Source organism: Actinophytocola sp., from assembly GCF_009379765.1.
Lineage (GTDB): Bacteria > Actinomycetota > Actinomycetes > Mycobacteriales > Pseudonocardiaceae > Actinophytocola.
On record NZ_WHTD01000125.1, the window covers coordinates 1 to 24,674 of the forward strand.

The 24,674-nt window shown below is 70.3% G+C and carries 23 protein-coding genes, 1 tRNA gene and 2 pseudogenes; 15 read left to right on the forward strand and 11 right to left on the reverse strand.

Annotated features, from left to right (window positions below; all coding sequences use genetic code 11):
- Nucleotides 1-442 precede the first annotated feature (442 nt).
- On the reverse strand, nucleotides 443-811 hold the full coding sequence (locus GEV28_RS30235; protein ID WP_291415866.1) for a hypothetical protein: 369 nt from the start codon (nucleotides 809-811) through the stop codon (nucleotides 443-445).
- An 8-nt stretch (nucleotides 812-819) separates the two neighbouring features.
- On the opposite strand from GEV28_RS30235, the pseudogene GEV28_RS30240 reads away from it, so the two are divergent.
- Nucleotides 820-1,191, forward strand: a pseudogene (locus GEV28_RS30240) (integrase); the annotation flags it as partial.
- 57 nt (nucleotides 1,192-1,248) lie between these two features.
- On the opposite strand, the gene GEV28_RS30245 reads toward GEV28_RS30240, so the two are convergent.
- Nucleotides 1,249-1,322: transfer RNA gene (locus GEV28_RS30245), tRNA-Leu, on the reverse strand.
- A gap of 199 nt (nucleotides 1,323-1,521) precedes the next feature.
- Between GEV28_RS30245 and htpG the strand changes: the two genes are divergently transcribed.
- From htpG to GEV28_RS30260, 3 genes are all read left to right on the forward strand, one after another.
- Nucleotides 1,522-3,375, forward strand: coding sequence for a molecular chaperone HtpG (htpG, locus tag GEV28_RS30250; protein ID WP_291415867.1), 1,854 nt, complete (start codon nucleotides 1,522-1,524; stop codon nucleotides 3,373-3,375).
- Between the two features lies 1 nt (nucleotide 3,376).
- Nucleotides 3,377-3,724, forward strand: a complete 348-nt coding sequence (locus GEV28_RS30255; protein ID WP_291415868.1) for a YrdB family protein — start codon at nucleotides 3,377-3,379, stop codon at nucleotides 3,722-3,724.
- Between the two features lie 127 nt (nucleotides 3,725-3,851).
- Nucleotides 3,852-4,460, forward strand: coding sequence for a response regulator (locus GEV28_RS30260; RefSeq protein ID WP_291415869.1), 609 nt, complete (start codon nucleotides 3,852-3,854; stop codon nucleotides 4,458-4,460).
- On the opposite strand, the gene GEV28_RS30265 is transcribed toward GEV28_RS30260, so the two are convergent.
- The gene (locus tag GEV28_RS30265) at nucleotides 4,453-4,791 is read right to left on the reverse strand and encodes a hypothetical protein (protein WP_291415870.1); all 339 of its coding nucleotides are present in this window, start codon (nucleotides 4,789-4,791) and stop codon (nucleotides 4,453-4,455) included. The genes GEV28_RS30260 and GEV28_RS30265 overlap by 8 nt on opposite strands.
- Nucleotides 4,707-6,389: a fibronectin type III domain-containing protein gene (locus GEV28_RS30270; RefSeq protein ID WP_291415871.1), complete on the reverse strand. Its 1,683-nt coding sequence runs from the start codon at nucleotides 6,387-6,389 to the stop codon at nucleotides 4,707-4,709. The genes GEV28_RS30265 and GEV28_RS30270 overlap by 85 nt, the downstream gene beginning before the upstream one ends.
- A gap of 359 nt (nucleotides 6,390-6,748) precedes the next feature.
- On the opposite strand from GEV28_RS30270, the gene GEV28_RS30275 reads away from it, so the two are divergent.
- From GEV28_RS30275 to GEV28_RS30300, 6 genes are all read left to right on the forward strand, one after another.
- Entirely contained in the window at nucleotides 6,749-7,894 is a 1,146-nt protein-coding gene (locus GEV28_RS30275; protein ID WP_291415884.1) for a branched-chain amino acid ABC transporter substrate-binding protein, read from the forward strand.
- A gap of 124 nt (nucleotides 7,895-8,018) precedes the next feature.
- Nucleotides 8,019-8,981 carry a branched-chain amino acid ABC transporter permease gene (locus GEV28_RS30280; protein WP_291415872.1) on the forward strand — a complete coding sequence of 321 codons (963 nt, stop codon included), beginning with the start codon at nucleotides 8,019-8,021 and terminating at the stop codon, nucleotides 8,979-8,981.
- Nucleotides 8,978-10,114 carry a branched-chain amino acid ABC transporter permease gene (locus tag GEV28_RS30285; RefSeq protein ID WP_291415873.1) on the forward strand — a complete coding sequence of 379 codons (1,137 nt, stop codon included), beginning with the start codon at nucleotides 8,978-8,980 and terminating at the stop codon, nucleotides 10,112-10,114. The genes GEV28_RS30280 and GEV28_RS30285 overlap by 4 nt, the downstream gene beginning before the upstream one ends.
- A 56-nt stretch (nucleotides 10,115-10,170) precedes the next feature.
- Nucleotides 10,171-10,911 (forward strand): ABC transporter ATP-binding protein, encoded by a 741-nt coding sequence (locus GEV28_RS30290; RefSeq protein WP_291415885.1) that lies wholly within the window; start codon nucleotides 10,171-10,173, stop codon nucleotides 10,909-10,911.
- Entirely contained in the window at nucleotides 10,901-11,617 is a 717-nt protein-coding gene (locus tag GEV28_RS30295; protein WP_291415874.1) for an ABC transporter ATP-binding protein, read from the forward strand. The genes GEV28_RS30290 and GEV28_RS30295 overlap by 11 nt, the downstream gene beginning before the upstream one ends.
- Nucleotides 11,618-11,664: 47 nt before the next feature.
- Nucleotides 11,665-12,873: a branched-chain amino acid ABC transporter substrate-binding protein gene (locus GEV28_RS30300; RefSeq protein WP_291415875.1), complete on the forward strand. Its 1,209-nt coding sequence runs from the start codon at nucleotides 11,665-11,667 to the stop codon at nucleotides 12,871-12,873.
- A 31-nt stretch (nucleotides 12,874-12,904) separates the two neighbouring features.
- On the opposite strand, the gene GEV28_RS30305 is transcribed toward GEV28_RS30300, so the two are convergent.
- The 3 genes from GEV28_RS30305 to GEV28_RS30315 are packed head-to-tail and all read right to left on the reverse strand — an operon-like array spanning nucleotide 12,905 to nucleotide 14,818.
- Complete coding sequence (locus GEV28_RS30305) at nucleotides 12,905-13,489, reverse strand: hypothetical protein (RefSeq protein ID WP_291415876.1); 585 nt, start codon at nucleotides 13,487-13,489, stop codon at nucleotides 12,905-12,907.
- A gap of 55 nt (nucleotides 13,490-13,544) precedes the next feature.
- Entirely contained in the window at nucleotides 13,545-14,417 is an 873-nt protein-coding gene (locus tag GEV28_RS30310; RefSeq protein WP_291415877.1) for an LLM class flavin-dependent oxidoreductase, read from the reverse strand.
- Complete coding sequence (locus GEV28_RS30315; RefSeq protein WP_291415886.1) at nucleotides 14,414-14,818, reverse strand: hotdog fold thioesterase; 405 nt, start codon at nucleotides 14,816-14,818, stop codon at nucleotides 14,414-14,416. Before GEV28_RS30315 ends, GEV28_RS30310 begins: the two co-directional genes overlap by 4 nt.
- Before the next feature lie 95 nt (nucleotides 14,819-14,913).
- Here GEV28_RS30315 and polA point away from each other — a divergent pair, with 95 nt between their 5' ends.
- The 4 genes from polA (at nucleotide 14,914) to GEV28_RS30335 (ending at nucleotide 19,861) form a co-directional block, all read left to right on the forward strand.
- Entirely contained in the window at nucleotides 14,914-17,655 is a 2,742-nt protein-coding gene (gene polA, locus GEV28_RS30320) for a DNA polymerase I (protein WP_291415878.1), read from the forward strand.
- Nucleotides 17,656-18,331: 676 nt separating this feature from the next.
- The gene (locus tag GEV28_RS30325; protein ID WP_367115226.1) at nucleotides 18,332-18,772 is read left to right on the forward strand and encodes a helix-turn-helix domain-containing protein; all 441 of its coding nucleotides are present in this window, start codon (nucleotides 18,332-18,334) and stop codon (nucleotides 18,770-18,772) included.
- Between the two features lie 38 nt (nucleotides 18,773-18,810).
- Entirely contained in the window at nucleotides 18,811-19,239 is a 429-nt protein-coding gene (locus GEV28_RS30330; protein ID WP_291415879.1) for a VOC family protein, read from the forward strand.
- Between the two features lie 64 nt (nucleotides 19,240-19,303).
- Nucleotides 19,304-19,861, forward strand: a complete 558-nt coding sequence (locus tag GEV28_RS30335) for a hypothetical protein (RefSeq protein ID WP_291415880.1) — start codon at nucleotides 19,304-19,306, stop codon at nucleotides 19,859-19,861.
- Between the two features lie 8 nt (nucleotides 19,862-19,869).
- Here the strand turns inward: GEV28_RS30335 and GEV28_RS30340 are convergent, their stop codons facing one another.
- The 4 genes from GEV28_RS30340 to GEV28_RS30355 all read right to left on the reverse strand — a co-directional run bounded on the left by GEV28_RS30340 (nucleotide 19,870) and on the right by GEV28_RS30355 (nucleotide 23,543).
- On the reverse strand, nucleotides 19,870-21,156 hold the full coding sequence (locus GEV28_RS30340) for a hypothetical protein (protein ID WP_291415881.1): 1,287 nt from the start codon (nucleotides 21,154-21,156) through the stop codon (nucleotides 19,870-19,872).
- Nucleotides 21,149-21,643, reverse strand: coding sequence for a SigE family RNA polymerase sigma factor (locus GEV28_RS30345; RefSeq protein ID WP_291415882.1), 495 nt, complete (start codon nucleotides 21,641-21,643; stop codon nucleotides 21,149-21,151). The genes GEV28_RS30340 and GEV28_RS30345 overlap by 8 nt, the downstream gene beginning before the upstream one ends.
- An 89-nt stretch (nucleotides 21,644-21,732) precedes the next feature.
- On the reverse strand, nucleotides 21,733-22,656 hold the full coding sequence (locus GEV28_RS30350) for an N-acetyltransferase (protein WP_291415883.1): 924 nt from the start codon (nucleotides 22,654-22,656) through the stop codon (nucleotides 21,733-21,735).
- Nucleotides 22,653-23,543 carry a class I SAM-dependent methyltransferase gene (locus GEV28_RS30355; RefSeq protein ID WP_291415888.1) on the reverse strand — a complete coding sequence of 297 codons (891 nt, stop codon included), beginning with the start codon at nucleotides 23,541-23,543 and terminating at the stop codon, nucleotides 22,653-22,655. Before GEV28_RS30355 ends, GEV28_RS30350 begins: the two co-directional genes overlap by 4 nt.
- A gap of 302 nt (nucleotides 23,544-23,845) precedes the next feature.
- On the opposite strand from GEV28_RS30355, the pseudogene GEV28_RS30360 reads away from it, so the two are divergent.
- A pseudogene (locus tag GEV28_RS30360) lies at nucleotides 23,846-24,674 on the forward strand (S1 RNA-binding domain-containing protein); the annotation flags it as partial.

The window sequence follows — 24,674 nt, forward strand, 5'->3', positions numbered from 1 at the left end:
GCTTGAGGTGATTTGACATCTCCCCCCGTAGGGCGATGCCGAAGGGCCACTACCCCTTCATCTCCTGCACAGCACCGCATCAGAAAGATCCCCTAAGGCAACTCCCCTCATCGTTCGTGGCACACTTGAATAATCCTCACGCATCCGCTCCTACCTCGCCAGCGCCCGCGGCCACGGCATTCGCGCCATCGACGCCATCCACACAGCGCTCACCGGCCGACCCTGGCTCCCCACGACAGCCTGAGTTCATTCCACGCAGACACCCGTGAATGGACACGAAAGACAGCTTCTGAGAACCTCCCGCCCTCGTTTTCCGACGGTCTGAGGTCATCCCGATAGAATCGTCGCTTCGCCTCGGCGAACGCGTCCAGCAGCTCATGCACCAACTCGGCCGGAATGCCAGCGGCGGTGAAACCTTGCTGGACGCGAACGTCGAGGGCGGTCACGAGTCGCCCAGGAGACGGTCCACGACGCCGGGGAACGCGGTGACGCCCGCGCTCTTCGCGCGCAGGCGTCGGCTCTGCCCGGTGCCGGTGATGACGTAGCCATTAAGTGCCTTCATGGTGCTGGAGAAGTTGGCCGAGTCATAGACCTTGAGGCGATCGCATTCGGCGCGGACAACCTCCAGCGGGGTCTCATTCTCCTCGAAGCCGAAGCCGCGTGTCATGACCAGAATCTGCGCGACAACACGCGTACGTTCCGCGTTGTTCTTGCCGAGTTTGATTCCGGCGAGACTGACCTTGGGCGTGTCGCCGTCCAGGTGCACGACCTGCTCCAACTTTTCAAGATCAACACCAGTCTGCTGCACCACGCAGTGGGCTGTTCCGAAGCCTCACGGACGGTGACCTCGTCGAGTCGACCATCGCCCGCGTCTGGGAGAAGGCGCGCAAGGCGGCGCTCACCGAGGAGGAGTACTCGTCCCCACTCACTCGGCGGCCGTACGACCTCCGGCATGCGTGCGTGTCGACGTGGCTCATTGCCGGGGTGCCCTCGACCCAGTGCGCGGAATGGGCCGGTCACTCGGTGGCAGTTCTCCACCAGATTTACGCGAAGGTGGTCGCCGGCCTGGAGGCCGCTGCCCGCGAGCGCATCGAACGCGCACTCGGATGGAGCGCCGAAACGGGGGAGCGTGGGGGGAGTGATCAGCCGGATTCGGCCGGTCCCAGCCGGACAGAGCCGGATACACCATGATCATCACTGAAGGTGTCTTTGCAGATGAAAGGCCTGTTCAGAGCTGGCGGGAGAGGGTGCCCCCGGTGCGATTCGAACGCACACTGGACGGGTTTTGAGTCCGTTGCCTCTGCCGATTGGGCTACGGGGGCTGGTGCGTGGCGACTCTACGGGATCGCTGGTGGGCGGCTCGCGAGGGTTTCCGATCACCGGGTCGGGCGGGCGTGGTCCACCGTGCCGGCGGGCCCGCGGCGCTCGATAGCATCCGAGTTCGTCGCGACGGCCAAAGCGATGGCTGCGGCGACGGCCAAAGCGACGGCCAAAGCGACGGCTACCGGGGAAGGGAAACACGTGACCACCGAGACGCTCGAGTTCCAGTCCGAGGCACGGCAGCTCCTGCAGCTGATGATCCATTCGATCTACTCGAACAAGGACATCTTCCTGCGGGAGCTCGTCTCGAACGCCTCCGACGCGCTGGACAAGGTGCGGCTGGAGGCGTTCCGCGACAAGGAGCTCGACGCGGACACCGACGATCCGCACATCGAGATCTCGACGGACGCGGAGCAGCGCACCCTGACCGTTCGGGACAACGGCATCGGGATGACGCGGGACGAGGTCGTGAGCCTCATCGGCACGATCGCCAAGTCCGGGACGGCCGAGCTGCTGCGCGAGCTGAAGGAGTCGAAGGACGCCGAGCTCATCGGGCAGTTCGGCGTCGGCTTCTACGCCAGCTTCATGGTCGCCGACAAGGTCACGCTCGTGAGCCGGCGCGCGGGGACGGGCGAGGGGGTCCGCTGGGAGTCGACCGGCGAGGGGACCTACACGGTCGAGCCCGCGGACGACGTCTCGCAGGGCACCGCGGTCACCCTGCACCTCAAGCCCGTGGACACCGAGGACCGGCTGTTCGACTACACCGACCCGGCGAAGCTCCGGGAGATCGTCAAGCGGTACTCCGACTTCATCACCTGGCCCATCCGGATGGCGGGCGAGAGCGAGCCCGAGACCGTGAACTCGATGAAGGCGCTGTGGGCGCGCCCGAAGAACGAGGTCACCGAGGCCGAGTACCACGAGTTCTACAAGCACGTCAGCCACGACTGGGCCGACCCGCTCGAGACCATCCGGCTCCAGGCCGAGGGCACCTTCGAGTACCAGGCGCTGCTGTTCATCCCGTCCCAGCCGCCGTTCGACCTGTTCGTGCGGGAGCGCAAGCGCGGCGTCCAGCTCTATGTCAAGCGCGTGTTCATCATGGACGACTGCGAGGCGCTGGTCCCCGAGTACCTGCGCTTCGTCAAGGGCGTGGTCGACGCGCAGGACCTCTCGCTGAACGTGTCGCGCGAGATCCTCCAGCAGGACCGCCAGATCCAGCTGATCCGCCGTCGCCTCGTCAAGAAGGTCCTCTCGTCGGTCAAGACGATGTTGGCCGACAACGCCGACGGCTACCCGAAGTTCTGGGAGGCCTTCGGCGGCGTGGTCAAGGAAGGCCTCCTCGTCGACCAGGAGAACCGCGAGGCGATCCTCGAGATCTGCTCGTTCGGCACCACGCGTGACCCGGACGAGCAGGTCACGCTGCGCCGGTACGCGGAGCGCATGAAGGACGGCCAGCAGCACATCTACTACCTCACCGGCGAGTCCCGCACGGCCATCGAGAACTCGCCGCACATGGAGGCGTTCCGGGACCGGGGCTTCGAGGTGCTGGTGCTCACCGACCCCATCGACGAGATGTGGGTCGACACCGTCACCGAGTTCGACGGGCGGCGGTTCCAGTCGATCGCCAAGGGGCAGGTCGACCTCGACCCCGAGGAGAGCACCGAGCGCGAGCAGCAGCGGGAGGACTTCGCCCCGCTGCTCGGCTGGTTGACGACCGCCCTGGCGGACGACGTCAAGGAGGTGCGGCTGTCCTCGCGGCTCACCACGTCACCCGCCTGCGTGGTCGGCGACACCCACGACGTGTCGCCGACGCTGGAGAAGATGTATCGCGCGTCGGGCCAGGAGCTGCCGCGGATCAAGCGAATCCTCGAGCTCAACCCGAACCACCCGCTGGTCACCGGGCTGCGCACCGCCCACGCCGAGCGCGACGACAAGGCCGGCCTCGCCGAGACGGCCGAGCTCCTGTACGGGATGGCCCTGCTCGCGGAGGGTGGCGACCTGGCCGACCCGGGCCGGTTCGTGAAGCTGGTGGCGACACGGCTCGAACGAACCCTCTGACGTGGCCGCGCTCAAGACGGTCAACGACCTGGTGGCGTTCCTGCTCGAAGTGCTCGCCGTCGCGGCGCTGGCGTGGTGGGGGTTCGCGTTCGATGGGCCGGTGGTCGTCCGGATCCTGCTCGGCATCGGGGCGCCCGCCGCGCTGATCGGGACCTGGGGGCTGCTGCTCGCGCCCAAAGCCCGGCGCCGGCTTCCGATGCCTTGGCTCGTCGTCGCCAAAGTCGTCGTGTTCGGGGTGGCGGCCCTGGCACTCGCCGCGGCCGGCGGGGCCTGGCTCGGCGTCGCGTTCGCCGCTGTCGCGGTGGTCAACCTGGGGCTGGCGGTGGTGTGGGGCGGGCCTGAGCGGTGAGCCAGGTCACGGGCGATGTTGCCAGTTCGTTACGTTATGGTGATCACTGTCTCGGAGTCCGGTCGCCGGTCCGAGACGCCGGTAGGCTGGGGTTTCAGAGCGGTACCCGAGAAACAGGAGGACCCCGGTGACCGAGCAGGCTGCCGAGGCCCAGTCCGGCCCGGCCGTGCAGCGAAGCGTCCTGGTAGCCGAAGACGAGGCACTGATCCGGCTCGATCTCGTCGAGATGCTCAAGGAAGAGGGCTATCACGTCGCGGGTGAGGCGGCCGACGGCGAGCAGGCCGTCGCGTTGGCCACGGAGCTGCGGCCCGACCTCGTGATCCTCGACGTGAAGATGCCCAAGCTCGACGGCATCGACGCGGCGGCGGCCATCGCGGGCAAGCGCATCGCACCCGTCGTCATCCTCACCGCCTTCAGCCAGCGCGACCTGGTCGAGCGTGCCCGGGAGGCCGGCGCCATGGCCTACCTGGTCAAGCCGTTCGCCAAGCACGACCTCGTGCCGGCCATCGAGCTGGCAGTGAGCCGCTTCGCCGAGTTCGCCGCCCTCGAGACCGAGGTCGCCACGCTCACCGACCGGATGGAGACCCGCAAGCTCATCGAGCGCGCCAAGGGCCTGCTCATGACCAAGCAGGGCCTGTCCGAGCCCGAGGCGTTCCGCTGGATCCAGCGCACCGCCATGGACCGGCGCACCACGATGAAGGCCGTCGCCGAGGCCGTGGTCGAGAACATCACCTGACCACGAAGTTCAGCAACGCCGACCGCGGTCGCTCGCGGCTGTCCATGCCGTACTCGCGCACCTCGATGGTGTGCGCGCCGACGGCCAGCCCGCCGACGGCGACCGACACCGCGTAGCTGCCGCCGACGCCGGGACCGTCCATGGCCGTCGGCACGCCGGCGATCAGCGCGCCGTCCAGCCGCACCTGCATGCCTTGCACGCCACCGACCGCACCCGTGTCCCACTGCGCGGTCGCCGCGTCCAGCGTCACCCCCAGCACGAGCTGCCCGCGCCGCGGCACGGTCGTGCTGGAGAGCGGCTCCCCGGCGGCGTTGCCCAGCGCCGCGGCCACGTGGGCAGCCCGTCCGGCAGCTCCGGCTGGTTGATCGACGGCGGGTCGGTCGGCGACCAGGACGGCGTCGGCGTGATCTCCAGGTACGTCTCCAGCAGCGACACCTGCGGGCTCGCCCCCGGCGCGCGCAGCACGAACGGCGTGATCGTGTCCGGCCCGCGCGGACCGAGCAGCGCCGCGGGCACGTCCGCCACCACGGTCAGCGCCGCGCCCTGCACCCGGGGCGGCACCGCGACCGCCGGCCGTGCCGGCACCCGCATCCCGCCCAGCTGCACCACCACCCCGTTCGGGTCCAGGTCCGGCGTCACGGCCATCGTCGCCACCACGCGTGCCGACCGCGCCGACCGCAACGGCGTGCGCGCGATCCCGATCCCCGGTTCCTGGTCGGTGAGCCCCAGGACCTGCCGGGTCGCCGCGGTCACCGACGCCTCGACCACGCCCGGCGCCGCGACCGGCGGGCCGGTGAACCCGGCGCCCGCGACGTGCACCCGGGACCGCCGCCCGTCCGGCCCGCGGAACCCCAGCAGCACCCACGCGGTGTCCCAGGTCGGCACCACCCCGCGGGCCGCCACCGCGAGCCCGTCCTGGTACACCCGCACCCCGGACGTCGTCAGGACGACCTCGAACAGGTGCACCACGCCCGGCCCGCGCCGCGGCGACGCGTGCATCTCGATCGTCCGCCCGGTGGAGGGCACGTCCGGGGCCGCGGCGACCTGCACCCCGACGTCGGCCACCACCACCCGGATCGTCCCGCCGGGCAGTGCGGGGTCCACCTCCTCGGTCCGGCTCGCCCGCCGCACCCCGACACCGACCCGGTCCGCCCGCCCCGGCACCAGGTCCACGGTCAGCTCGCCGCCCGGCCCCGCGGTGTCGGTCCGCACCATGACCCGGCCGAGCACACCGTCGGTGCCTTCCGGCGCGGTCAGCCGCAACGGCTCGCGGGCCCGCAGCACCGCCATGTCCGCGCCACACCCGAGGTCGATCGGGAGCCCGCGCCCGGTGACCCGCCCCGGGCCCAGGCCGACGCACCCGCGGTAGCCGGACATGTGCCATCGCGAGGTCGGCGAGCCTCCCAGCGCGGTCGCCGGATCGCCGAAGTCGTCGTACAGCCCGGTGAGCCCCGCGAGCCAGGGCCGGCTCGCCCGCTGCGGCACGCCGATCACCTCGGTCGGCGCCGACCGCTGGCCGAACGCGTCGATGCCGCGCACCTCGACCCGGTACCGCTGACCGTTGCGCAGCCCGTCGAGCTGCACGTCCGGCGTGGCGACCAACCGGCTCGCGACCGGACCGCCGTCCCGGTGCCAGCGCACCTCGTAGCCGACCACGCCCTCCGGCGGGCCGCCGCCGGCCAGACCGTCCGCCCACGACAGTCGCAGCTGGTCTGTGTCCGGTGTGACCACGATCCGGTCCGGCGCGGGCGGCGGGTCGCCCGGGCTCGGCAGCACCACGATGTCCGAGGCGAACCGGTCGACGTGCACGGGTTGGGGCCCGGCGTCCGGCCGGTCCGGGCTTTCCTCGGTGGTGCGCAGGACGACCACCGCGCCGACCACGAGCACAACTGCGGCCAGCCACGCCAGCAGCCGCTTCCGTGTGGGCACGGGAAGAACACTAGAAGTCGCCGACCACCCGGCGGCGGGGCGTTGTGAAGTTGAGATGGTGTTACGTGGATGACCGTTTACGGCGGGTTCGTCCGATGAGCGGACACCCAAGGGCAGTTTCGTTGCAGTCTGGTCACGAGGGGCCTTGGCGCGTGACTAGTCCGGAGTTGGTTACTACGTTCCGCTCCAGCCCGTGCCGCCGAGCAGGGTGAATACCTGCCGTACCGCGAGGTGGGGCACGCGATGACGTCGGGTAGCCTTCTCGGCCAAGCTGAGCCGTGCATGAGGCCACGGCACTATGAAAGGACGACACGTTGGGCCCGAAGATGGTTAGCCGCGCTGGCTTGCTGGCCGCCGGCATGGCGCTCACTCTCACACTTTCCGCATGTGCCGGCTCTGGTGACGACAGCTCGGGAAGCGGCGACGGCGGCGGCGCCACCACCGTCAAGATCGGTTTCATGGGTGACCTGACCGGTGAGAACTCGGCGATCGTGATCCCGCCGCGCAACGGCGCGAAGATGGCGTTCGACGAGTACAACGCCACCAACCCGGACGTCAAGATCGAGATGGTCGAGTACGACAGCCAGGGCAAGCCCGAGCAGGCCACGGTCCTTGTTCCGCAGGCGGTCAGCCAGGACAAGATCGTCGGGCTGATCGGACCGGCGTTCTCCGGTGAGTCCAAGGCGGTCGGCGCCCAGCTCAACGAGGCGAAGATTCCGAGCGTCTCCGCGTCGGCCACCAACCCGGACCTCGCCAAGAACGGGTGGACCTTCTGGCACCGCGTGGTCGCCAACGACAACGACCAGGGACCCGGGATCGCCAACTTCCTCGTCAAGGCGCTGAGCCCGAAGAAGGCCTACGTCGTCAGCGACGACCAGGAGTACAGCGTCGGCCTCGCCGCGACCGTCGACGCGGCGTTCAAGGAGGCCGGTGTCACCACCGAGACCGACAAGTTCGCCCAGACCGCATCGGACTACTCGTCCACGGTGTCCAAGGTGAAGGCGTCCAACGCCGACGTGGTGTTCTACGGCGGCTACTACGCCCAGGCCGGCCCGCTGCTCAAGCAGCTGCGGGACGGCGGAGTGACGGCGCCGTTCGTCTCCGGCGACGGTTCGCTGGACGCGCAGCTGGTGTCCACCGCGGGTGCGGCGTCCGCCGAGGGCGCGATTCTCGGCTGCCCGTGCAACATCCCGAGCGCCGACGTCACCGGCCCGCTCAAGGAGTTCTACGACAACTACAAGAGCGCGTTCAACGTCGACCCCGCCATCTACGCGACCGAGGGCTACGACGCGGCCACCACCTTCATCAAGGCGATCGAGGCCGGCAACACCACGCCCGAGAAGATCAACGACTTCATCAAGACGGAGGACTTCGAGGGCGTGTCCAAGCCGATCAAGTTCCAGGACAACGGCGAGCCGGAGACCAACGCGATCTTCATCTACCAGGTCCAGAACGGGGCGGTCAAGCTTCTCGGACCGTCCGAAGAGGCGAAGCTCGAGGGCTGAGCGGAGCGAACACATTCAGACGCTGAGGGCGGGAGCGTTGCACGGCGTTCCCGCCCTCGCCACTGTGGCGAAACCCCTACTGTGGCGAACTCCCTCGCCCTGAGCAGCAAGGCAGCAACCCAGCATGCTCGATGATCTGCGTGATCAGTTCCTGCCCAGCACCCTGGGCGGGCTGGCGGTCGGTGCCATCTTCGCGCTGCTCGCCCTCGGTTACACGATGGTCTACGGTGTCCTGCGCCTGATCAACTTCGCGCACTCCGAAATCTTCATGATCGGCACGTTCGCCTCTCTGTTCGTGCTGGTCACCATGGGCATCTCCGCGCCGCTGACCGGGTTCGCGCTCATCGGCCTGATCCTGTTGATGATGGTGGTGTCGGCGGCCGCGGCCGGTGGCGCGGCGGTCGTCCTGGAGCAGGTCGCCTACCGGCCGCTGCGCAAGAAGGGCGCGTCCCGGCTGGCCGCGCTGATCTCGGCGATCGGCGCGTCCCTGTTCCTACAGGAGCTCTTCGCGCTGGTGATCATCCCCGAGGTGTTCGACAAGCCGGGCCGCAACACCACGGGCGTGCCCCGGTTCGTCGACCGGGACACCGTGTTCTCCATCGGCAACGCGGACATCCGCACCGACCACGTCATCGTCATCGTGGCGGCGGTGGCCATGATGGTCCTGCTGGACCAGGTGGTGAACCGGACCAAGATGGGTCGGGGGATCCGGGCCACCGCACAGGATCCCGAGGCCGCCGTGCTGATGGGGGTCAACATCGACAACGTCGTGCGGATGACGTTCCTGCTCGGCGGGGCGATGGCCGGCGTCGCCGGACTGCTGTACGTGATGGAGTTCGAGGTCACCCAGTACAACGAGGGTTTCGTGCTGGGCATCAAGGCGTTCACCGCCGCGGTGCTCGGGGGCATCGGCAACATTCGGGGCGCCCTGCTCGGCGGGTTCGCCCTCGGCCTGATCGAGAACTGGGGGGCGATCTTCCTCGGCTCCGAGTGGAAGGACGTCATCGCGTTCATCGTCCTGGTGGTCGTGCTGATGTTCCGGCCGACCGGAATCCTGGGCGAGTCCCTGCAGCGAGCACGCGCATGAAGGGCGACCACGTGACCAACGGCAGCAACACGTTCCGGCGGTCGGCCGACGCCATGAGCGGGCGGCTCGACAGGGTTCGCGACTGGTGGACCCACGCACCGCAGTGGCAGCGCTGGATAGTCTACATCGGACTGATCGTGGGTGCGCTCATCCTGCCGGCGCCGTGGGTCGGCTCCTTCATGTCGCCCTACTCCGACTGGACCACGGTCCTGATCTTCCCGGTCGGCACGTACATCCTGATGGCGGTCGGGCTGAACGTCGTGGTCGGCCTCGCCGGGCTGCTGGACCTCGGCTACGTGGCGTTCTTCGCCATCGGCAGCTACTCGCTGGCCTACTTCGGCACCGCGTACGGCTGGAACTTCTGGTACACCCTGGCGCTGGGTGTCGGGATCACCGCGGTGTCCGGTGTGATCCTCGGTGCGCCGACGCTGCGCCTGCGCGGTGACTACCTGGCCATCGTCACCCTCGGTTTCGGCGAGATCGTCCGGATCACCGCCAACAACACCACCGAGATCGGCGGCGCCCGAGGCATCACCAACATCCCGCACCCGCCGCCGATGTTCGGCACCAAGTTCCTGTTCGACCCGGCGCCCTACTACTACCTCATCCTGGGCGCCATCGTCCTGGTGATCATCTTCTCCCGCAGGCTGGAGACGAGCAGGGTCGGCCGGTCCTGGGCGGCGATCCGGGAGGACGAGGACGCGGCCGAGCTGATGGGCGTGCCGACGTTCAAGTTCAAGCTGCTGGCGTTCGCGGTCGGCGCGATCATCGGGGGCATGGCCGGCTCGGTCTGGGCCAGCCAGGCCAACTTCATCGCGCCCACCAGCTTCCCGTTCATCCTGTCCGCGACCATCCTCGTCGCCGTCGTGCTCGGTGGCTCCGGCAACATGCCCGGGGTGCTACTCGGCGCGTTCCTCATCGCCTGGCTTCCCGAGCGGTTCCGCGGGCTGGCCGAGTACCGGATCCTGTTCTTCGGAGCGGCCCTGGTGCTGCTGATGGCGCTGCGGCCGGAGGGACTGCTGCCGTCCAGGCGCAGGCGTGCGGAGCTCGCCGAGGGGACCGGCGGCATGGGCTCGATGGGCGCGGAAGTCGGCGGACCCACCGCGGACACGTCTGTGGAGGTTTCCAAGTGACCGAGCCGACCGACACGGCCGAGCCGACGAACCTGCTGGAGCTCACGAACCTCACCATGGCCTTCGGCGGCGTCGTCGCGCTCCGCGACGTCGACCTGGCGATCCGGGAGGGCGAGATCTTCGCCCTGATCGGCCCCAACGGCGCGGGCAAGACCACCGCCTTCAACGTGGTCACCGGTGTCTACAAGCCCTCCTCGGGCGAGGTGCGGTTCGCGGGCAGCCGGATCGACGGGATGAAGCGGTACAAGGTGGCCAAGGGCGGGATCGCCAGGACCTTCCAGAACATCCGGCTCTTCCACAACATGTCCGCGCTGGAGAACGTCATGGTGGGGTTGGACGCGCACCACCGGACCGGCGCCCTCGGCGCCGCGTTCGGCATGCCGTGGCACTACCGCGAGGAACGCGAGGGCCGTGAGCGGGCCATGGAGCTGCTGGACTTCGTCGGCATCAGCGGTCGCACGGAGGACACGGCGAAGAACCTGCCTTACGGCGACCAGCGCCGGCTGGAGATCGCCAGGGCGCTGGGCACCAACCCCCGGCTGCTGCTGCTCGACGAGCCGGCGGCGGGGATGAACCCGGCCGAGAAGCAGTCCCTGCAGGAGCTGATCCGCCGGATCCGGGACGACGGCCGCACGGTGCTGCTGATCGAGCACGACATGGGCCTGGTGATGCACATCAGCGACCGGGTCGCCGTGCTCGACTTCGGCCAGCTCATCGCCGAGGGCGCGCCCCGAGAGGTACAGAACAACGCCAAAGTCATCGAGGCATACCTGGGAGCAGAAGCCGATGCTTCTTGAGGTCAACGACATCCACGTCCATTACGGGAAGGTCGCGGCGCTGCGGGGAGTCACCCTCGAGGTCGCCGAAGGCGAGGTCGTGGCGCTCATCGGGGCAAACGGCGCGGGCAAGACCACGACGCTGAAGACGATCTCCGGCCTGCGGCCGCTCTCCAGCGGGTACGTCAGGTTCCAGGGGGAGGACATCTCGAAGCTGCCCGCCCACAAGCGGGTCAAGCTCGGCATCGGCCAGGCTCCCGAAGGGCGGGGGATCTTTCCCGGCATGACGGTGCAGGAGAACCTCCTGATGGGTGCCTACGGGCGCCGCGGTGACGTGAGCGGCGACCTGGCCGACGTCTTCGACATCTTCCCCCGGCTCGCCGAGCGCAGGTCGCAGTACGGCGGCACGATGTCCGGTGGCGAGCAGCAGATGCTCACCATCGGACGGGCGCTGATGACCGACCCGAAGGTGCTGTTGCTCGACGAGCCGTCGATGGGCCTCGCGCCGATGCTCGTCACCCAGATCTTCGCGATCATCCGGGAGATCAACGAGCGCGGGACCACGGTCCTGCTGGTGGAGCAGAACGCCCACCAGGCGCTGCAGCTGGCCGACCGGGCGTATGTGCTGGAGACCGGCCGGGTGTTCAAGACCGCCGGCGCGAGCGACCTGCTGCACGACCCGGAGGTGCGGGCAGCATATCTTGGCGGTGATCTCGGCGTCGCCTGATGAGCTCGTGGAAAGGACTGCCCGTGCGAAACCGGTCGGTGACGGTCATGGCCGTCGTTGCGACGGCTGCCATGCTGTTGGGTTCGTGCTCGTCCGGCGGCGACGACGTGCCGCCTGACCGGACCGACCCGGCCGCGTGCGACGCCAGCAAGGGCCCCCTGGTGGTCGGCGTCATCGCGCCGCTGAGCGGCGAGCTGGTCGCGCAGGGCAAGGGCATCGAGAACGCGACCCGCCTCGCCGTCGACCAGGCCAACAAGAGATGCGCCGTCAATGGCTACAAGCTCGTCGTGCAGGCCGAGGACGACGGGATGAACCCGAAGCTCGGCGTCCAGGTCGCGACGAAGCTGGCCGCCACGAAGAACATCGTCGGGGTGGTGTCCACACTGAACTCCTCGGTGTCCGAGAAGGTCCAGCCCGTCCTGGACGGGGCCGGGATCCTGCAGATCTCACCGGCCAACACCGCCGACTCGCTGTCCAAGGGCAAGGACTTCGCCACCAACCCGAAACGGCCGTTCCCGACCTACTTCCGCACCTGCACGGTCGACTCGCTGCAGGGCCCGTTCGCGGCGGACTACCTGGTGGAGAAGGCGAAGAAGCGGAACATCGCGATCGTCACCGACGGGCTGACCTACGGCGAGGGTCTTGCCGACTCGTTCACCACGCAGGCACAGGAGAAGGGCGCGACGATCGTCACCCGCCAGCGGATCGGCGACGGTGTCACCGACTTCGCCAAGGTCATCGCCGCGCTCAAGCCGTTCAGCCCCGACGCGGTCTACTTCGGCGGCCAGTATCCGGAGGCGGCCCCGCTGTCCGCGCAGCTCGCGGCCGGGGGGCAGAAGGGCCCGGTGATGGGCGGCGACGGGATCTTCAACAACTCCTTCATGACCCTGGGTGGCAGGGAAGGCGACCTGGCCACCTCGGTCGGCGCACCGACCGAGGACCTGGACAGCGCGCAGGAGTTCGCCAAGGCCTACCAGTCGGCCGGCTACCCCGAGAGTTTCGGCGCCTACGGCGCGTTCGCCTACGACGCCGCCAACGCGATCATCGGCTCGCTGACGGCGACCGTCGGCGACGGCCGGTGGTCCGACTCGATGCGCGACGAGCTGGTCGCCAACGCCGGCAGGTACAAGGGCGACGGCGCCACCGGCAAGGTCTCCTTCGACGAGTACGGGGACACCGGGAACCACGTCCTCACCGTCTACCGGGTGACCGCCGGCAAGTGGGACGCCGTCGAGACCGGCGAGTACATCGGCTGAGGCGGGCGGGCTTAGTGGTCGCCGCGACCACTTAGGGCACCGGCTCGAACGGGATGTCGGTGCCCTCGGCGTCCTTCATGTCGGTCAGCGTCGCGCCGCCGAACGCCCGGAGCGCGGCGGGCTCGGCGTTCTCCGGCACGTCGTAGTACAGGTCGAACTCCACCCGGACCGCGGCGCCGAGGTCGAACTTGTCGGGCTGGCGCTTGACCATCATCGTCGGCCGGTCCGGGGCCCGCGTGCTGCCGTCCGCGAGCACGAGCAGCTGCCGGCCCGTGTCGAACAGGACGCCGCTGCGGCCGACGTTGACCACGACCAGCCGGATGCGGGCGAACTCGCCCTTGGCCTCGAACTCGACGTGGCTGCCGACGAGGGTCTTCATGTGCGCGCTGAGCCCGATCAGCGAGAACGACGTGTCGCCGTCGACGACCGCACGGCCGTTCAGCGCGACCTCGTCCGGCCGAACCGGCCGAGGGGCCAGCTCGTAAGTGGTCGAGGCCGGGGCTCGCTGCTCGGAGGCGTCTTGTTCGGGGGTGTCGCCGGTGGCCGTGCAACTGGTCAGCGCCGCCGCGGCGAGCATGACGCCGGCGGCGCGCCGGAGGCCGTTGGGGACCCGCATGGCGTGATTCTGGCAGGCCGCTCGTGCCGGTGGTGCATCCGGCGGGGATTCCTGGTCAGGGGACCAGTGGGCGGACCTCCTCGGCCACGAACCTGACGTAGCCCTCCAGGTCCGGCTCGTCGGCGGTGTGCACCAGGATCACCGAGTCGGCGCCGGCGTCGACCAGCTTGCGCACGGCCGCGGCGACCGTCTCGGCGTCCCCGGCGGCGCCGAGGTCCGGGATCGACTCGTTGCCCCAGTACTCGAACTCGGTGCGCAGCCGCGCGGCGGCGTCCGGCCCGGTCGTGGCCTGGAGGTAGACGACCATGCGGTGGTGGTCGGTGCGCCCCGCCTTCGCGCGGCCCTCGTCGATGAGCGCGCGGGCCTCGCGGACGGCGGCGGCCGGGTGGCTCGCGTCGAGGATCGTGCCGTCGGCCAGCTCACCGGACAGTCGCAGCGAGCGTGGCCGGGTCGCCCCGACGTAGATGCCCGGCGGGGTGGGTGGGGGCCAGTCGAGGGCCACGTCGGCCAGCCGCACGTGGCTGCCGGAGGTGGTGACCCGCTCGCCGCGCAGCAGCGCCTTCAGCGCGGTGAGGTGCTCGCGCATCAGCGTCAGCGGGGAGGGCGCCCGCACGCCGGCCTGGCCCATCCATTCCTGCGCGCCGTGCCCGACGCCCAGGATCACCCGGTCGGGGAACAGGCGGAGCAGGGTCGCCGCCTCCATGGCGGTCATCGCGACGTTCCGCAACGGCAGGGGCAGGATGCCGATGCCGACCCGCAGCCTCTCGGTCCAGGCCAGCGCCGCGGCCATGCTGGCGATGCCGCTCTCGAAGAAGCAGTCCTCCCACAGCCACAGCTCTTCCAGGCCCGACTCCTCGGCCGCGCGGACCGCGCCGCGCAGCCGCTCGGGTGGGAGCTGCGGCCGGAACACGACCCCGAGCGCGGTCATGAGCCCGGCGGCCGTTCGCGGACGATGCAGGTGAGCCGGGCCGTGCAGGTCCGGCGGCCCTCGTCGTCGGTGATCACGATCTCGAAGGTCGACGTGCTGCGCCCCACGTGCAGCGGCGTGGCCACCCCGGTCACGATCCCGGACTTGGCGGCCCGGTGGTGCGTGCAGGACAGCTCCAGCCCGAGCGCGACCCGCTCGGTGCCCGCGTTCAGCGCCGCCGCCGCCGACCCGATGGTCTCGGCCAGCGTCGCGTTCGCACCCCCGTGCAACAGGCCGTAGGGCTGCAGGTTCCCCGCCACCGGCATGGTGCCGACGACGCGCTTCGGGTCCCACTCGGTGATCTCGATGCCCATCTTCGTCGGCAGCAACTGGTCGACCAGGTCGTACCGAACTCCCGGCAGGTTCGGCGGGACGTTGCTGGCAGGGGTGCTCGACACGCTCTCTCCTCGCTGGTGGGGTCGTCACCAGTGTCGGTGCACCACCCTAGACTCGCCCTGTGCCTGAGACGCCCGCCACAAGTCCCGCCCCGACCACCTCGAAAGCCGGCCAGGAGCAGCGGCTACTGCTCATCGACGGCCACTCGATGGCCTACCGGGCGTTCTTCGCGCTGCCCAAGGAGAACTTCTCCACCGGCACGGGTCAGCACACCAACGCCGTCTACGGCTTCACCTCGATGCTGATCAACCTGCTGCGCGACGAGAAGCCCACCCACGTCGCGGTCTGCTTCGACGTGTCCCGCAAGACCTTCCGCAGCGAGCAGTACGCCGAGTACAAGGCCAACCGCTCCGCCACGCCCGACGAGTTCAAGGGCCAGGTCAGCCTCATCGAGGAGGTCCTGCGCGCGCTCGTCATCCCGTCGCTGTCCAAGGAGGGCTTCGAGGCCGACGACCTCATCGCCACGCTCACCACCATGGCCACCGCCGAGGGCTTCGCGGTCGCCATCTGTACCGGTGACCGCGACGCGTTCCAGCTGGTCAACGAGCACGTCACGGTGCTCTACCCGTCGCGCGGCGTGTCCGAGATGGCCCGGATGACACCCGACGCGGTGCACACCAAGACCGGCGTCACGGCCGGCCAGTACGCCGACTTCGCCGCGCTGCGCGGCGACCCGTCGGACAACCTGCCCAAGATCCCGGGCGTCGGCGAGAAGACCGTGGCCAAGTGGATCAATCAGTTCGGCTCGCTCAACGACATCGTCGACCGGGTCGACGAGGTCACGGGCAAGGCCGGCGACGCGCTCCGCGACAACCTGTCCAACGTCATGATGAACCGCCGGCTCACCGAGCTGGTCCGGGACGTTCAGCTGGGCGTGCGGCCCGACGACCTCGCCGCCAAGCCGTGGGACCGCGACGCCGTCCACCGGTTGTTCGACGAGCTGGAGTTCCGGGTGCTCCGTGACCGGCTGTTCGCCGAGCTGAGCACCGCCGAGCCCGAGGCCGAGCACGGTTTCGAGGTCACCGGCGGCGAGCTCGAGCCGGGCGGGGTGGCGGGCTGGCTGTCGTCGCACGCACCGGCCGGCACCCGGGTCGGGCTGTCGTTCCGCGACACGTCCACGGGTGTGTCCGGCGAGGCCGTCGAGCTGCGCTCCGTCGCCGTCGCCCTGGCCGACGGCACCGGCGCGTACGTCGACGTCACCCAGCTCGCCGAGGACGACGAGCGCGCGCTCACGGCGTGGCTCGCCGACCCGTCGGTGGCCAAGCTGGCCTACGACGTCAAGCGTTCGCTGCACGCCGTCCGGCACCGCGGCTGGACCATGCGCGGGCTGGCCACCGACACCCAGCTCGCGGCCTACCTCGTGCGGCCGGGCCAACGCTCGTTCGCGCTGGATGATCTCGTGCTGCGCTACCTCAAGCGCGAGCTGCGGGTCGAGCAGCAGCCGGAGGAGCGGCAGCTGTCGTTGCTGGACGGCGAGGAGGGCGACGCGGCCAAGGTCGCCGAGGGCGAGATCGTCCGGGCCAGGGCCATCGCCGAGCTGGCCGACGCGCTCGACGTCGCGCTGGAGGAAACCGGCGGGGTGAGCCTGCTGGCCGAGATCGAGCTGCCGCTGCTGCACGTCCTGGCCGACCTGGAGGCCGTCGGGATCGCGGTCGACACCGCGCTGCTCGCGTCGCTCGAGGCGCACTTCGCCAGCCGGGTCAAGCACGCCGAGCAGGAGGCGTTCGCGGTCATCGGCAAGGAGATCAACCTCGGCTCTCCCAAGCAGCTGCAGGTGGTGCTGTTCGACGAGCTGCAGATGCCCAAGACCAAGCGCACCAAGACCGGCTACACCACCGACGCCGACGCGCTGATGAGCCTGCACGAGCAGACCGAGCACCCGTTCCTGGCGCACCTGCTGGAGCACCGCGACGCCAGCCGGCTCAAGGTCACCGTCGAGGGCCTGATCAAGTCGGTGTCCGACGACGACCGCATCCACACCACCTACAGCCAGACGATCGCGGCGACCGGCCGCCTGTCCTCGACCGAGCCGAACCTGCAGAACGTGCCGATCCGCACGGACGAGGGCCGCACGATCCGCGACACGTTCATCGTCGGACCCGGCTACGCGGACCTGATGACGGCGGACTACAGCCAGATCGAGATGCGGATCATGGCTCACCTGTCGGGTGACGCAGCGCTGATCGAGGCCTTCCAGTCCGGCTTCGACTTCCACGCCGCCACGGCCGCGCGCGTCTTCTCGGTCGAGCCGGCGGACGTCACCGGCGGCCAGCGCGCCAAGATCAACGCGATGAACTACGGCCTGGCGTACGGCCTGTCGGCCTACGGGCTGTCCCAGCAGCTGCGGATCTCCACGGACGAGGCGCACGGGCTGATGGACGAGTACTTCGACCGGTTCGGCGGCGTGCGCGACTACCTCCAGGAGATCGTGGCCAAGGCACGCAAGGACGGCTACACGGAGACCATCTTCGGCCGCCGCCGCTACTTGCCCGACCTCACGAGCGACAACCGCCAGCGGCGCGAGATGGCCGAGCGGATGGCGTTGAACGCGCCCATCCAGGGCAGCGCGGCCGACATCATCAAGGTGGCGATGCTCAACGTCGACCGGGAGCTGCGCTCGGCCAGCCTGCGCACGAGGATGTTGCTGCAGGTGCACGACGAGCTGGTGCTCGAGGTGGCCGAGGGAGAGCGGGACACCGCCGAGTCGTTGGTGCGCAAGGGAATGGGCAGCGCCTACAAGCTGGACGTGCCGCTCGATGTTTCGGTCGGGTTCGGGCGCTCCTGGAACGACGCCGCTCACTGACCGGCGCGTTTTGGGCGGGGGTGTGCTCGCGGAACGCGCTCGCCGGGGCGCCGGTCACGGTGTCTTCTGGGGGGCGACCCCCCAGACCCCCACGGTGCTGGCTCCTCACCTCGGGGCCTCGGGGCGGGTTGGGTTCCCACCAGCGCCGGCCGCTCCTCGACACGGTGGGTGATGACCGGCGGGTGCTCGCGGGACGCGTTCGCCGGGGCGCCGGTCACGGTGGCTTCTGGGGGGCGACCCCCCAGACCCCCACGGTGCGTGCTCCTCACCGTTGGTAGGGGTGGGCTTGGTCGGGTGACCAGCGCTCGTCGGTGGGGGGTGGTCGGGGTGTGCTCGCGGGACGCGTTCGCCGGGGCGCCGGTCACGGTGGCTTCTGGGGGGCGACCCCCCAGACCCCCACGGTGCTGGCTCCTCACCTTGGGGCCTCGGGGCGGGTTGGTTTCCCACCAGCGCCGGCCGCTCCTCGACACGGTGGGTGATGACCGGCGGGTGCTCGCGGGACGCGTTCGCCGGGGTGTCGGTCGCGGTGTGCTCTGGGGGCCGGCCCCCAGACCCGCACGGTGCGGGCTCCTCGCCTCGTGGCTCGGAGCGGGGTGTTCCGCACCAGCGCCTGTTGGTGGACGGCGGTGGCGCGTGCGTCATCGCGGTTGTCGGTGGGCGGCGGTAGCCTGCTTTCGTGGAGACCGTCATCCACCTGCGGCGGGCGCGGGACCTCATGGACGCTCGCTACGCCGAGCCGCTCGACCTCGATGCCATGGCTGCCGAGGCCGGCTTCTCCCGCTACCACTTCGCCCGGGAGTTCCGCGCGGCGTTCGGGGAGACGCCCGGCGGATACCTCAGCCGTCGGCGGGTCGAGCGGGCCAAGAACCTCCTGGCCGCCGCCAACCTCACCGTCACCGAGATCTGCATGGTCGTCGGGTTCACCAGCCTCGGCTCGTTCTCGCGGCGGTTCACCGAGCTGGTCGGCTGCGCGCCCACCGAGTACCGCCGGCGGATGGTCGCCAGGGGAGGCCTGCCGCCGATCCCGGGGTGCTACATCATGGCCTGGGCCCGCCCGCTGCCGAGGAGCGCGCCCCCAGCAATCGCGGATAAGCAACCCGAGGAGCCCGGGTCATAGCGTCGGGTCCACAGGAACGACCCAGGGAGACGAAAGCAATGATCAGGAAGATCTCGCACGTCAGCGTGTCCGTGCTCGACCAGGACTCCGCCAAGGAGTTCTACACCCAGAAGCTGGGCTTCGAGGTACGCAACGACATCGTGATGGGGGAGGATTTCGAGGGCGCGGGGCAGGGCTTCCGCTGGCTGACCGTGGGCCCGCTCGACCAGCCGGACGTGACGATCATCCTGGCCGACGCCCGGATGGGTCACTCGCCGCAGACCGCGGAGGAGGTCCGCGCGCTGGTGGCCAAGGGGGCGATCGGCAACGGCGTGTTCGCCACCGACGACTGCCACAAGACCTTCCGGGAGCTGTCCGAGCGTGGGGTCGTGTTCGTCCAGGAGCCGGCCGAGCGGCCGTACGGCGTCGAGGCCGTGTTCCGGGACGACTCCGGCAACTGGTTCAGCCTCACCGAGCCGCGCGGCTGAGCAAATCGGTCAACAGCCCCAAGCTCCGGTAACGTGGCGGGCGAATCCGAGCTGCGGAGGCTGGATGACCGGGAAGCGGGCCCTCGTCCTCGGCGGCACCGGCATGCTGGCCGGCTGCGCCGAAGCACTCGTCGCCGACGGTTGGCATGTCGTGCTGCCGAGCCGCCGCTATGCCCCGATCCCGGCCGTGGACCACAACGGGACCGGCAACGGTCACCGCAAGGCCCTCTGGGTCCAGGCCAGCTGGTCCGAGCCCAAGGCCCTCGCCGCGGGCGCCGCTCGCGCGCTCGGCGGGCCGGCCGACCTGCTCGTCGCCTGGGTGCACGGCACCGAGCGGGTCTCCGTGCTCCGCGCGGTCGCCCCGCTGCTCGCGGCCGGGGCGCCGGTCGTCGAGGTGCACGGGAGCGCGTCGGCCAACCCCGTCGGCGGCTGCCCGGAGCCGGTCCTCGCCGGCCACCCCACCCAGCAGATCGTGCTCGGCTTCCTCCGGCACGCCGGCCGCACCCGGTGGCTCACCCACCAGGAGATCTCGACCGGCGTGCTGGACGGGGTCCGCCGGGCGCTAGCCGGCAAACCGCCGGCGGTGCACCAGGTCGGCGAGTTCCGCCCGGTGCACCGCTGACCCCCCGACTACTTGATCGTCATGTCCCGCCAGTGCTCGCCATCGGCCGAGAACTGGAACTTGTCGTTCGGCATGTCCGCGGGCCACGCCGCGTAACCGGCCCGGGTCCAGAAGGCCCCGCCGTTGTAGCGCCGCTTCACCTCGGTGAACGTGCGGCCGCCGTCCTCGCTCACGAACGTGCGACCCTTGCCGCCCTTCGCATTGATCATCAAGGAGCCGTCCGGCAGTCCGACCGGCTGGCCGAGGGTGTCCCGTGGCATCGCGTCCTCGTCCCACTGCCAGGTCCGCTCCCAGGACCGCCCACCGTCGTCGCTGCGGAGAACCGCGAGCATGCCGTACCTGTCGGCGATCTGCATCCCCACGGCCGAGGCGTACAGAGTGTCGCCGGCCGAGACCACCGACCAGCCTTCCTGGGCGGGTGTCCCCGCGAAGCCGAGCGGGCTGATCACCCAGGTGCGGCCCTCGTCATCGCTCACGGCTGCCGCCCACTGCCGGGTGCCCGGCTGGCGGCCGACCACCCACCACCGGCCGTCGCGGGTCGTGATCGGTCCCGGCTGCGGCTCGTCCAACCGCGGCGGGTTGGCCAGTCGCGCGGGCTCACCAGAGCCCGGTAGCACCACGTCGACGCCCGTCTCGTCGCACTGCCAGCCGACGCCGACGAGCTTCGGGCAGCCCACGACCAGCACCCCGCCGTCCGGGATGGCCGGAACGGTGTCGGTGACGACCAGCGGAACCTCGACCGGATGCCAGGTTTGCCCGCCGTCGGTGCTGTGCACGCGGCGCGCTTGGGCCGCGAGGCTTCCGTTCCAGTCCACCGCGACCTCGTCCTCGCCGAGAACCCACAGGCGGCCGAGGGCGCCGTTGGGGAGATTCTCCGGCTTCGGGAGCGCCCGGGTCGTCCAGCGATCCCCGCCGTCGTCGGTGGCCAGCAGGATCTCGGCGCAGTCCTGTGGCGCCGGTCCCTCGTCGCAGTCGGCGCGCATCGCGTAGCCATGGTCCTCGTCGGCGAAGTTCCCGTCGAAGATGAACGGCTCGGTCGGCATCATCTGCTGGGACGGTGTCGCCGGCGCCGGCGGGGTCGCCGGCTCCACGGGGTCCGGGGCCATGCCGGCGCGCAGCAGCGGGACCGCCACGCTCACCAGCAGCACGGCCGCCGCCGCGGCGATCTGCATCCGCCCGCGCACCACCCGCTGCCGGGAGCGCTCGAGCACCCGGTCGAAGTCCGGCACGGGCACCGACTGCCGGATGCCGTCCCGCAGCCGCCCCAGCTCGGTGTCCAGGTCGAGATCAGGCATGGTCCATCTCCTCGGTGTGCAGCTGCGCGGCCAATGCCGCCCTGGCTCGGGAAAGGCGGGACTTCACCGTCCCTACCGGAACGTCCAAGATGGACGCCACCTCGTCGACCGGCAGGTCGGCCAGGTAGTGCAGCACGACGGCAGCCTGGTACTCGTGGCTCAGCGTGCGGATCGCCGCGTGCAGGTCGAGGTGCTCGCCGAACGCCGCGGGCGGGCCGGGTTCCTCGTCGCCCTCCCTGCGCAGGATCCGGTCCAGCATCGCCCGCCTGCGCCACCGCCGGCGGGCCAGGTTGACGACGACCGTGCGGATCCATGCCTCCGGGCTGTCCGCCCGGGCGACCCGCGCCCGGCGCCCGTAGGCGACCGCGAACGCCTCCTGGGTGACCTCCTCGGCCTCGCCGAGGTCTCTGAGCAGCGCGTAGGCGGTCAGCACCAGGCTGCGGTAGCTCTCCTGGTACAGCTGCGCGAACCATTCCCCATTGGTCACTGATCGCTCCTGTCCTGCTTACTTACCGTGCAAGAGTCACGAGCCCGGCGCCAGGTTCCAGCGCGAGTTTCTGCCCACGACCACCGGGGTCAGCGCAGCGCGCCGGCCGGCCGGACCTCCCAGATGGTCCACAGTGGACGGTAGCCCTGCCGTGGCCAGAACACCGAGGCCAGCGGGTTCGGCGGGTTGTAGTACAGGAACGTGCCGATGGCGCCGAGCCGGGCGAGCTCGCGGTGCGCCACGGCCATGAGGCTCCGGCCGACGCCGGTGCCGCGGGCCTCGGGGCGCACCGACACGCAGTTCACGTAGCCCCACCGGCCGGCCGGCAGCCGGGTGGCGGTCACCGAGCCGGGGTCGGCATCGACGAGCCGGCAGTGCGCGAGCCCGACCGGCACGCCCTCCCGCTCGGCGACCCACACCGGGTCGCCCTGCTCGAGGTGCCTGGCCAACGCCGCGCGCTTGACCGCACGCGCGTCCGGCCGGGCCACCGCGGCGCCGACCAGCGCCGAGTACGCGAGCTCGGCGAGCTCCAGCTCCAGAGCGACGTCCAGGTCCCGCTCGCTCGCCAGCCGGACCGCGAGTTCCGCGCCCGCCCCGGGGGTCGGCCGGCCGACGCATACGGCCATGCTCGACAGCGGGGCGAAACCGTGCGCCAGCAACGGCTTGCTCGCCTCCGCGTCGCGGCTGGGCCACGTCACCAGGCACGCCGAGTCCGCGCCGGGCGCGCCCCGCTCCAGCACCCGGTGGAGCTCGCGCAGCAGCGCCTCCATCCCCGCTCCGCCCGTCGCGCCGAGCAGCGGGTGCAGCTCCCACGCCTCGCGCGACGACCACAGCGTCGGCGCGGTGCCGGCCTCGTACCGGTTGCGCACGACCACCCCGGCCACCCGCTCGCCGTCCGGCAGCGCCGCGGTGAGCACGTCGCCGTCCGGCGGCGCGGCCGCGGCCGGCAGGAGCGGGTCGACCTGCTCGAACCGGGTGGTCTGAGCCTGCAGCAGGGCGCCCGCCACGCTCATGACGGGGACTGGTCGCTCGCCGCCCGCCGGCACCGGAAGATCGCCGTGCCGGGGAACAGCGCGCCCCGCATCGGGCTCCACTGGCCCCACTCCTCGGTGAGCCCGTCCGGCCAGGTGGGCTCGACGAGGTCCACCAGCGTCAGCCCGGCGCCGGTGAGCGCGCGCACGAAGTCGCCGAGCGTGCGGTGGTGCTCGACGTAGGTGGCGTTGCCCCCCGCGTCGACCTCCACGTACGGGGTGCGGTCGAAGTACGAGCCGGTGACCCGCAGCCCGTTCGGGCCCGGGTCGTCGGGAAAGATCCACCGCATCGGGTGGGTGACCGCGAAGACCCACGCGCCGCCCGGCCGCAGCACCCGGGCCACCTCGCGGAACACCGCGTCCAGGTCGGCCACGAACGGCACCGCGCCGAACGCCGAGCAGGCGATGGCGAACGAGCCGGTCGCGAACGGCAGGCGCTCCGCGTTGGCCCGCACGAGCGGCACGTCGATCCCGGTGGCCTCGTTGGCCGCGGCCGCATAGCGCAGCATGCCGGCCGACAGGTCGAGCCCGACCACCCGCGCGCCCTGCGCGGAAAGCCATCGCGCGCACGGCGCGGACCCGCAGCCGACCTCGAGCACGTCCCGGCCCGCGACGTCGCCGAGCAGACCCGCGTCGGCCTCGCGCAGCCGTTCCGGGCACCACACGAAGTCCGCGACGCCGAGGAACTCGCCGTGCTCGACGTGGTAGTCGTCGGCATCGGCGTCCCACCAGGAACTGTTGGCCGCGACCGACTCGGCGGAGGTGGCCGGCCTGCGCTCGCTGCCGACCGTGCCGAGCAGGCGTTCGGCCGTGCGGGCGGATGTTCCCGCCGGGTCCGGACCCGTGTCCGCGTCACCGGTTGGCGGCATCGACATGCGTTCCCCCTCGGGCGCCCCCTCGCGTGCGCTGTGTCAATGATGCTCTCGCACGGGTGCTCACGTGCGCGGATGACCCACCCACGTTTGCCCGGCCGTCGTCGAGCCGCGTAGGATACCGCCGCGCAGTGGTTTCGCGCTGCCGTCTGTCATCTTGCGGGAATCAGATCCGGTTGCGCGGCGTTGGCGGTGTCGAACGCACCTGTCCGTTCCGTCGGCGAACTATCCCGCCGCGTGCCAAAAACTGCAAATCCGTTGCCCACTCTCAATCAATCCGTACCGGAGCCACCTAGCCAATGTCCACCGACACCACCATTGTCCCGGCTGACACCGCGCCACAGCAGCAGATCGCCGTCAACGACGTCGGGACGGGTGAGGACTTCCTCGCCGCCATCGACAAGACCATCAAGTACTTCAACGATGGTGACATCGTCGAGGGCACCATCGTGAAGGTCGATCGGGACGAGGTCCTGCTCGACATCGGCTACAAGACCGAGGGGGTCATTCCCTCCCGTGAGTTGTCGATCAAGCATGACGTCGATCCCAACGAGGTCGTCAAGGTCGGTGATGAGGTCGAGGCTCTCGTTCTCCAGAAGGAGGACAAGGAGGGCCGGCTGATCCTGTCCAAGAAGCGTGCGCAGTACGAGCGCGCGTGGGGCACGATCGAGGCGCTCAAGGAGTCCGACGAGCCGGTCAAGGGCACGGTCATCGAGGTCGTCAAGGGTGGTCTCATCCTGGACATCGGGCTGCGTGGCTTCCTTCCGGCGTCGCTGGTCGAGATGCGCCGGGTGCGCGACCTGCAGCCGTACGTGGGCCGCGAGCTCGAGGCGAAGATCATCGAGCTGGACAAGAACCGCAACAACGTGGTCCTGTCCCGCCGGGCATGGCTCGAGCAGACCCAGTCCGAGGTGCGCAGCGAGTTCCTCAACCAGCTGCAGCGCGGCCAGGTCCGCAAGGGTGTCGTCTCCTCCATCGTCAACTTCGGTGCGTTCGTGGACCTCGGCGGCGTCGACGGTCTGTGCACGTCTCGGAGCTGTCCTGGAAGCACATCGACCACCCGTCCGAGGTCGTCGAGGTGGGACAGGAGGTCACCGTCGAGGTGCTCGACGTCGACATGGAGCGCGA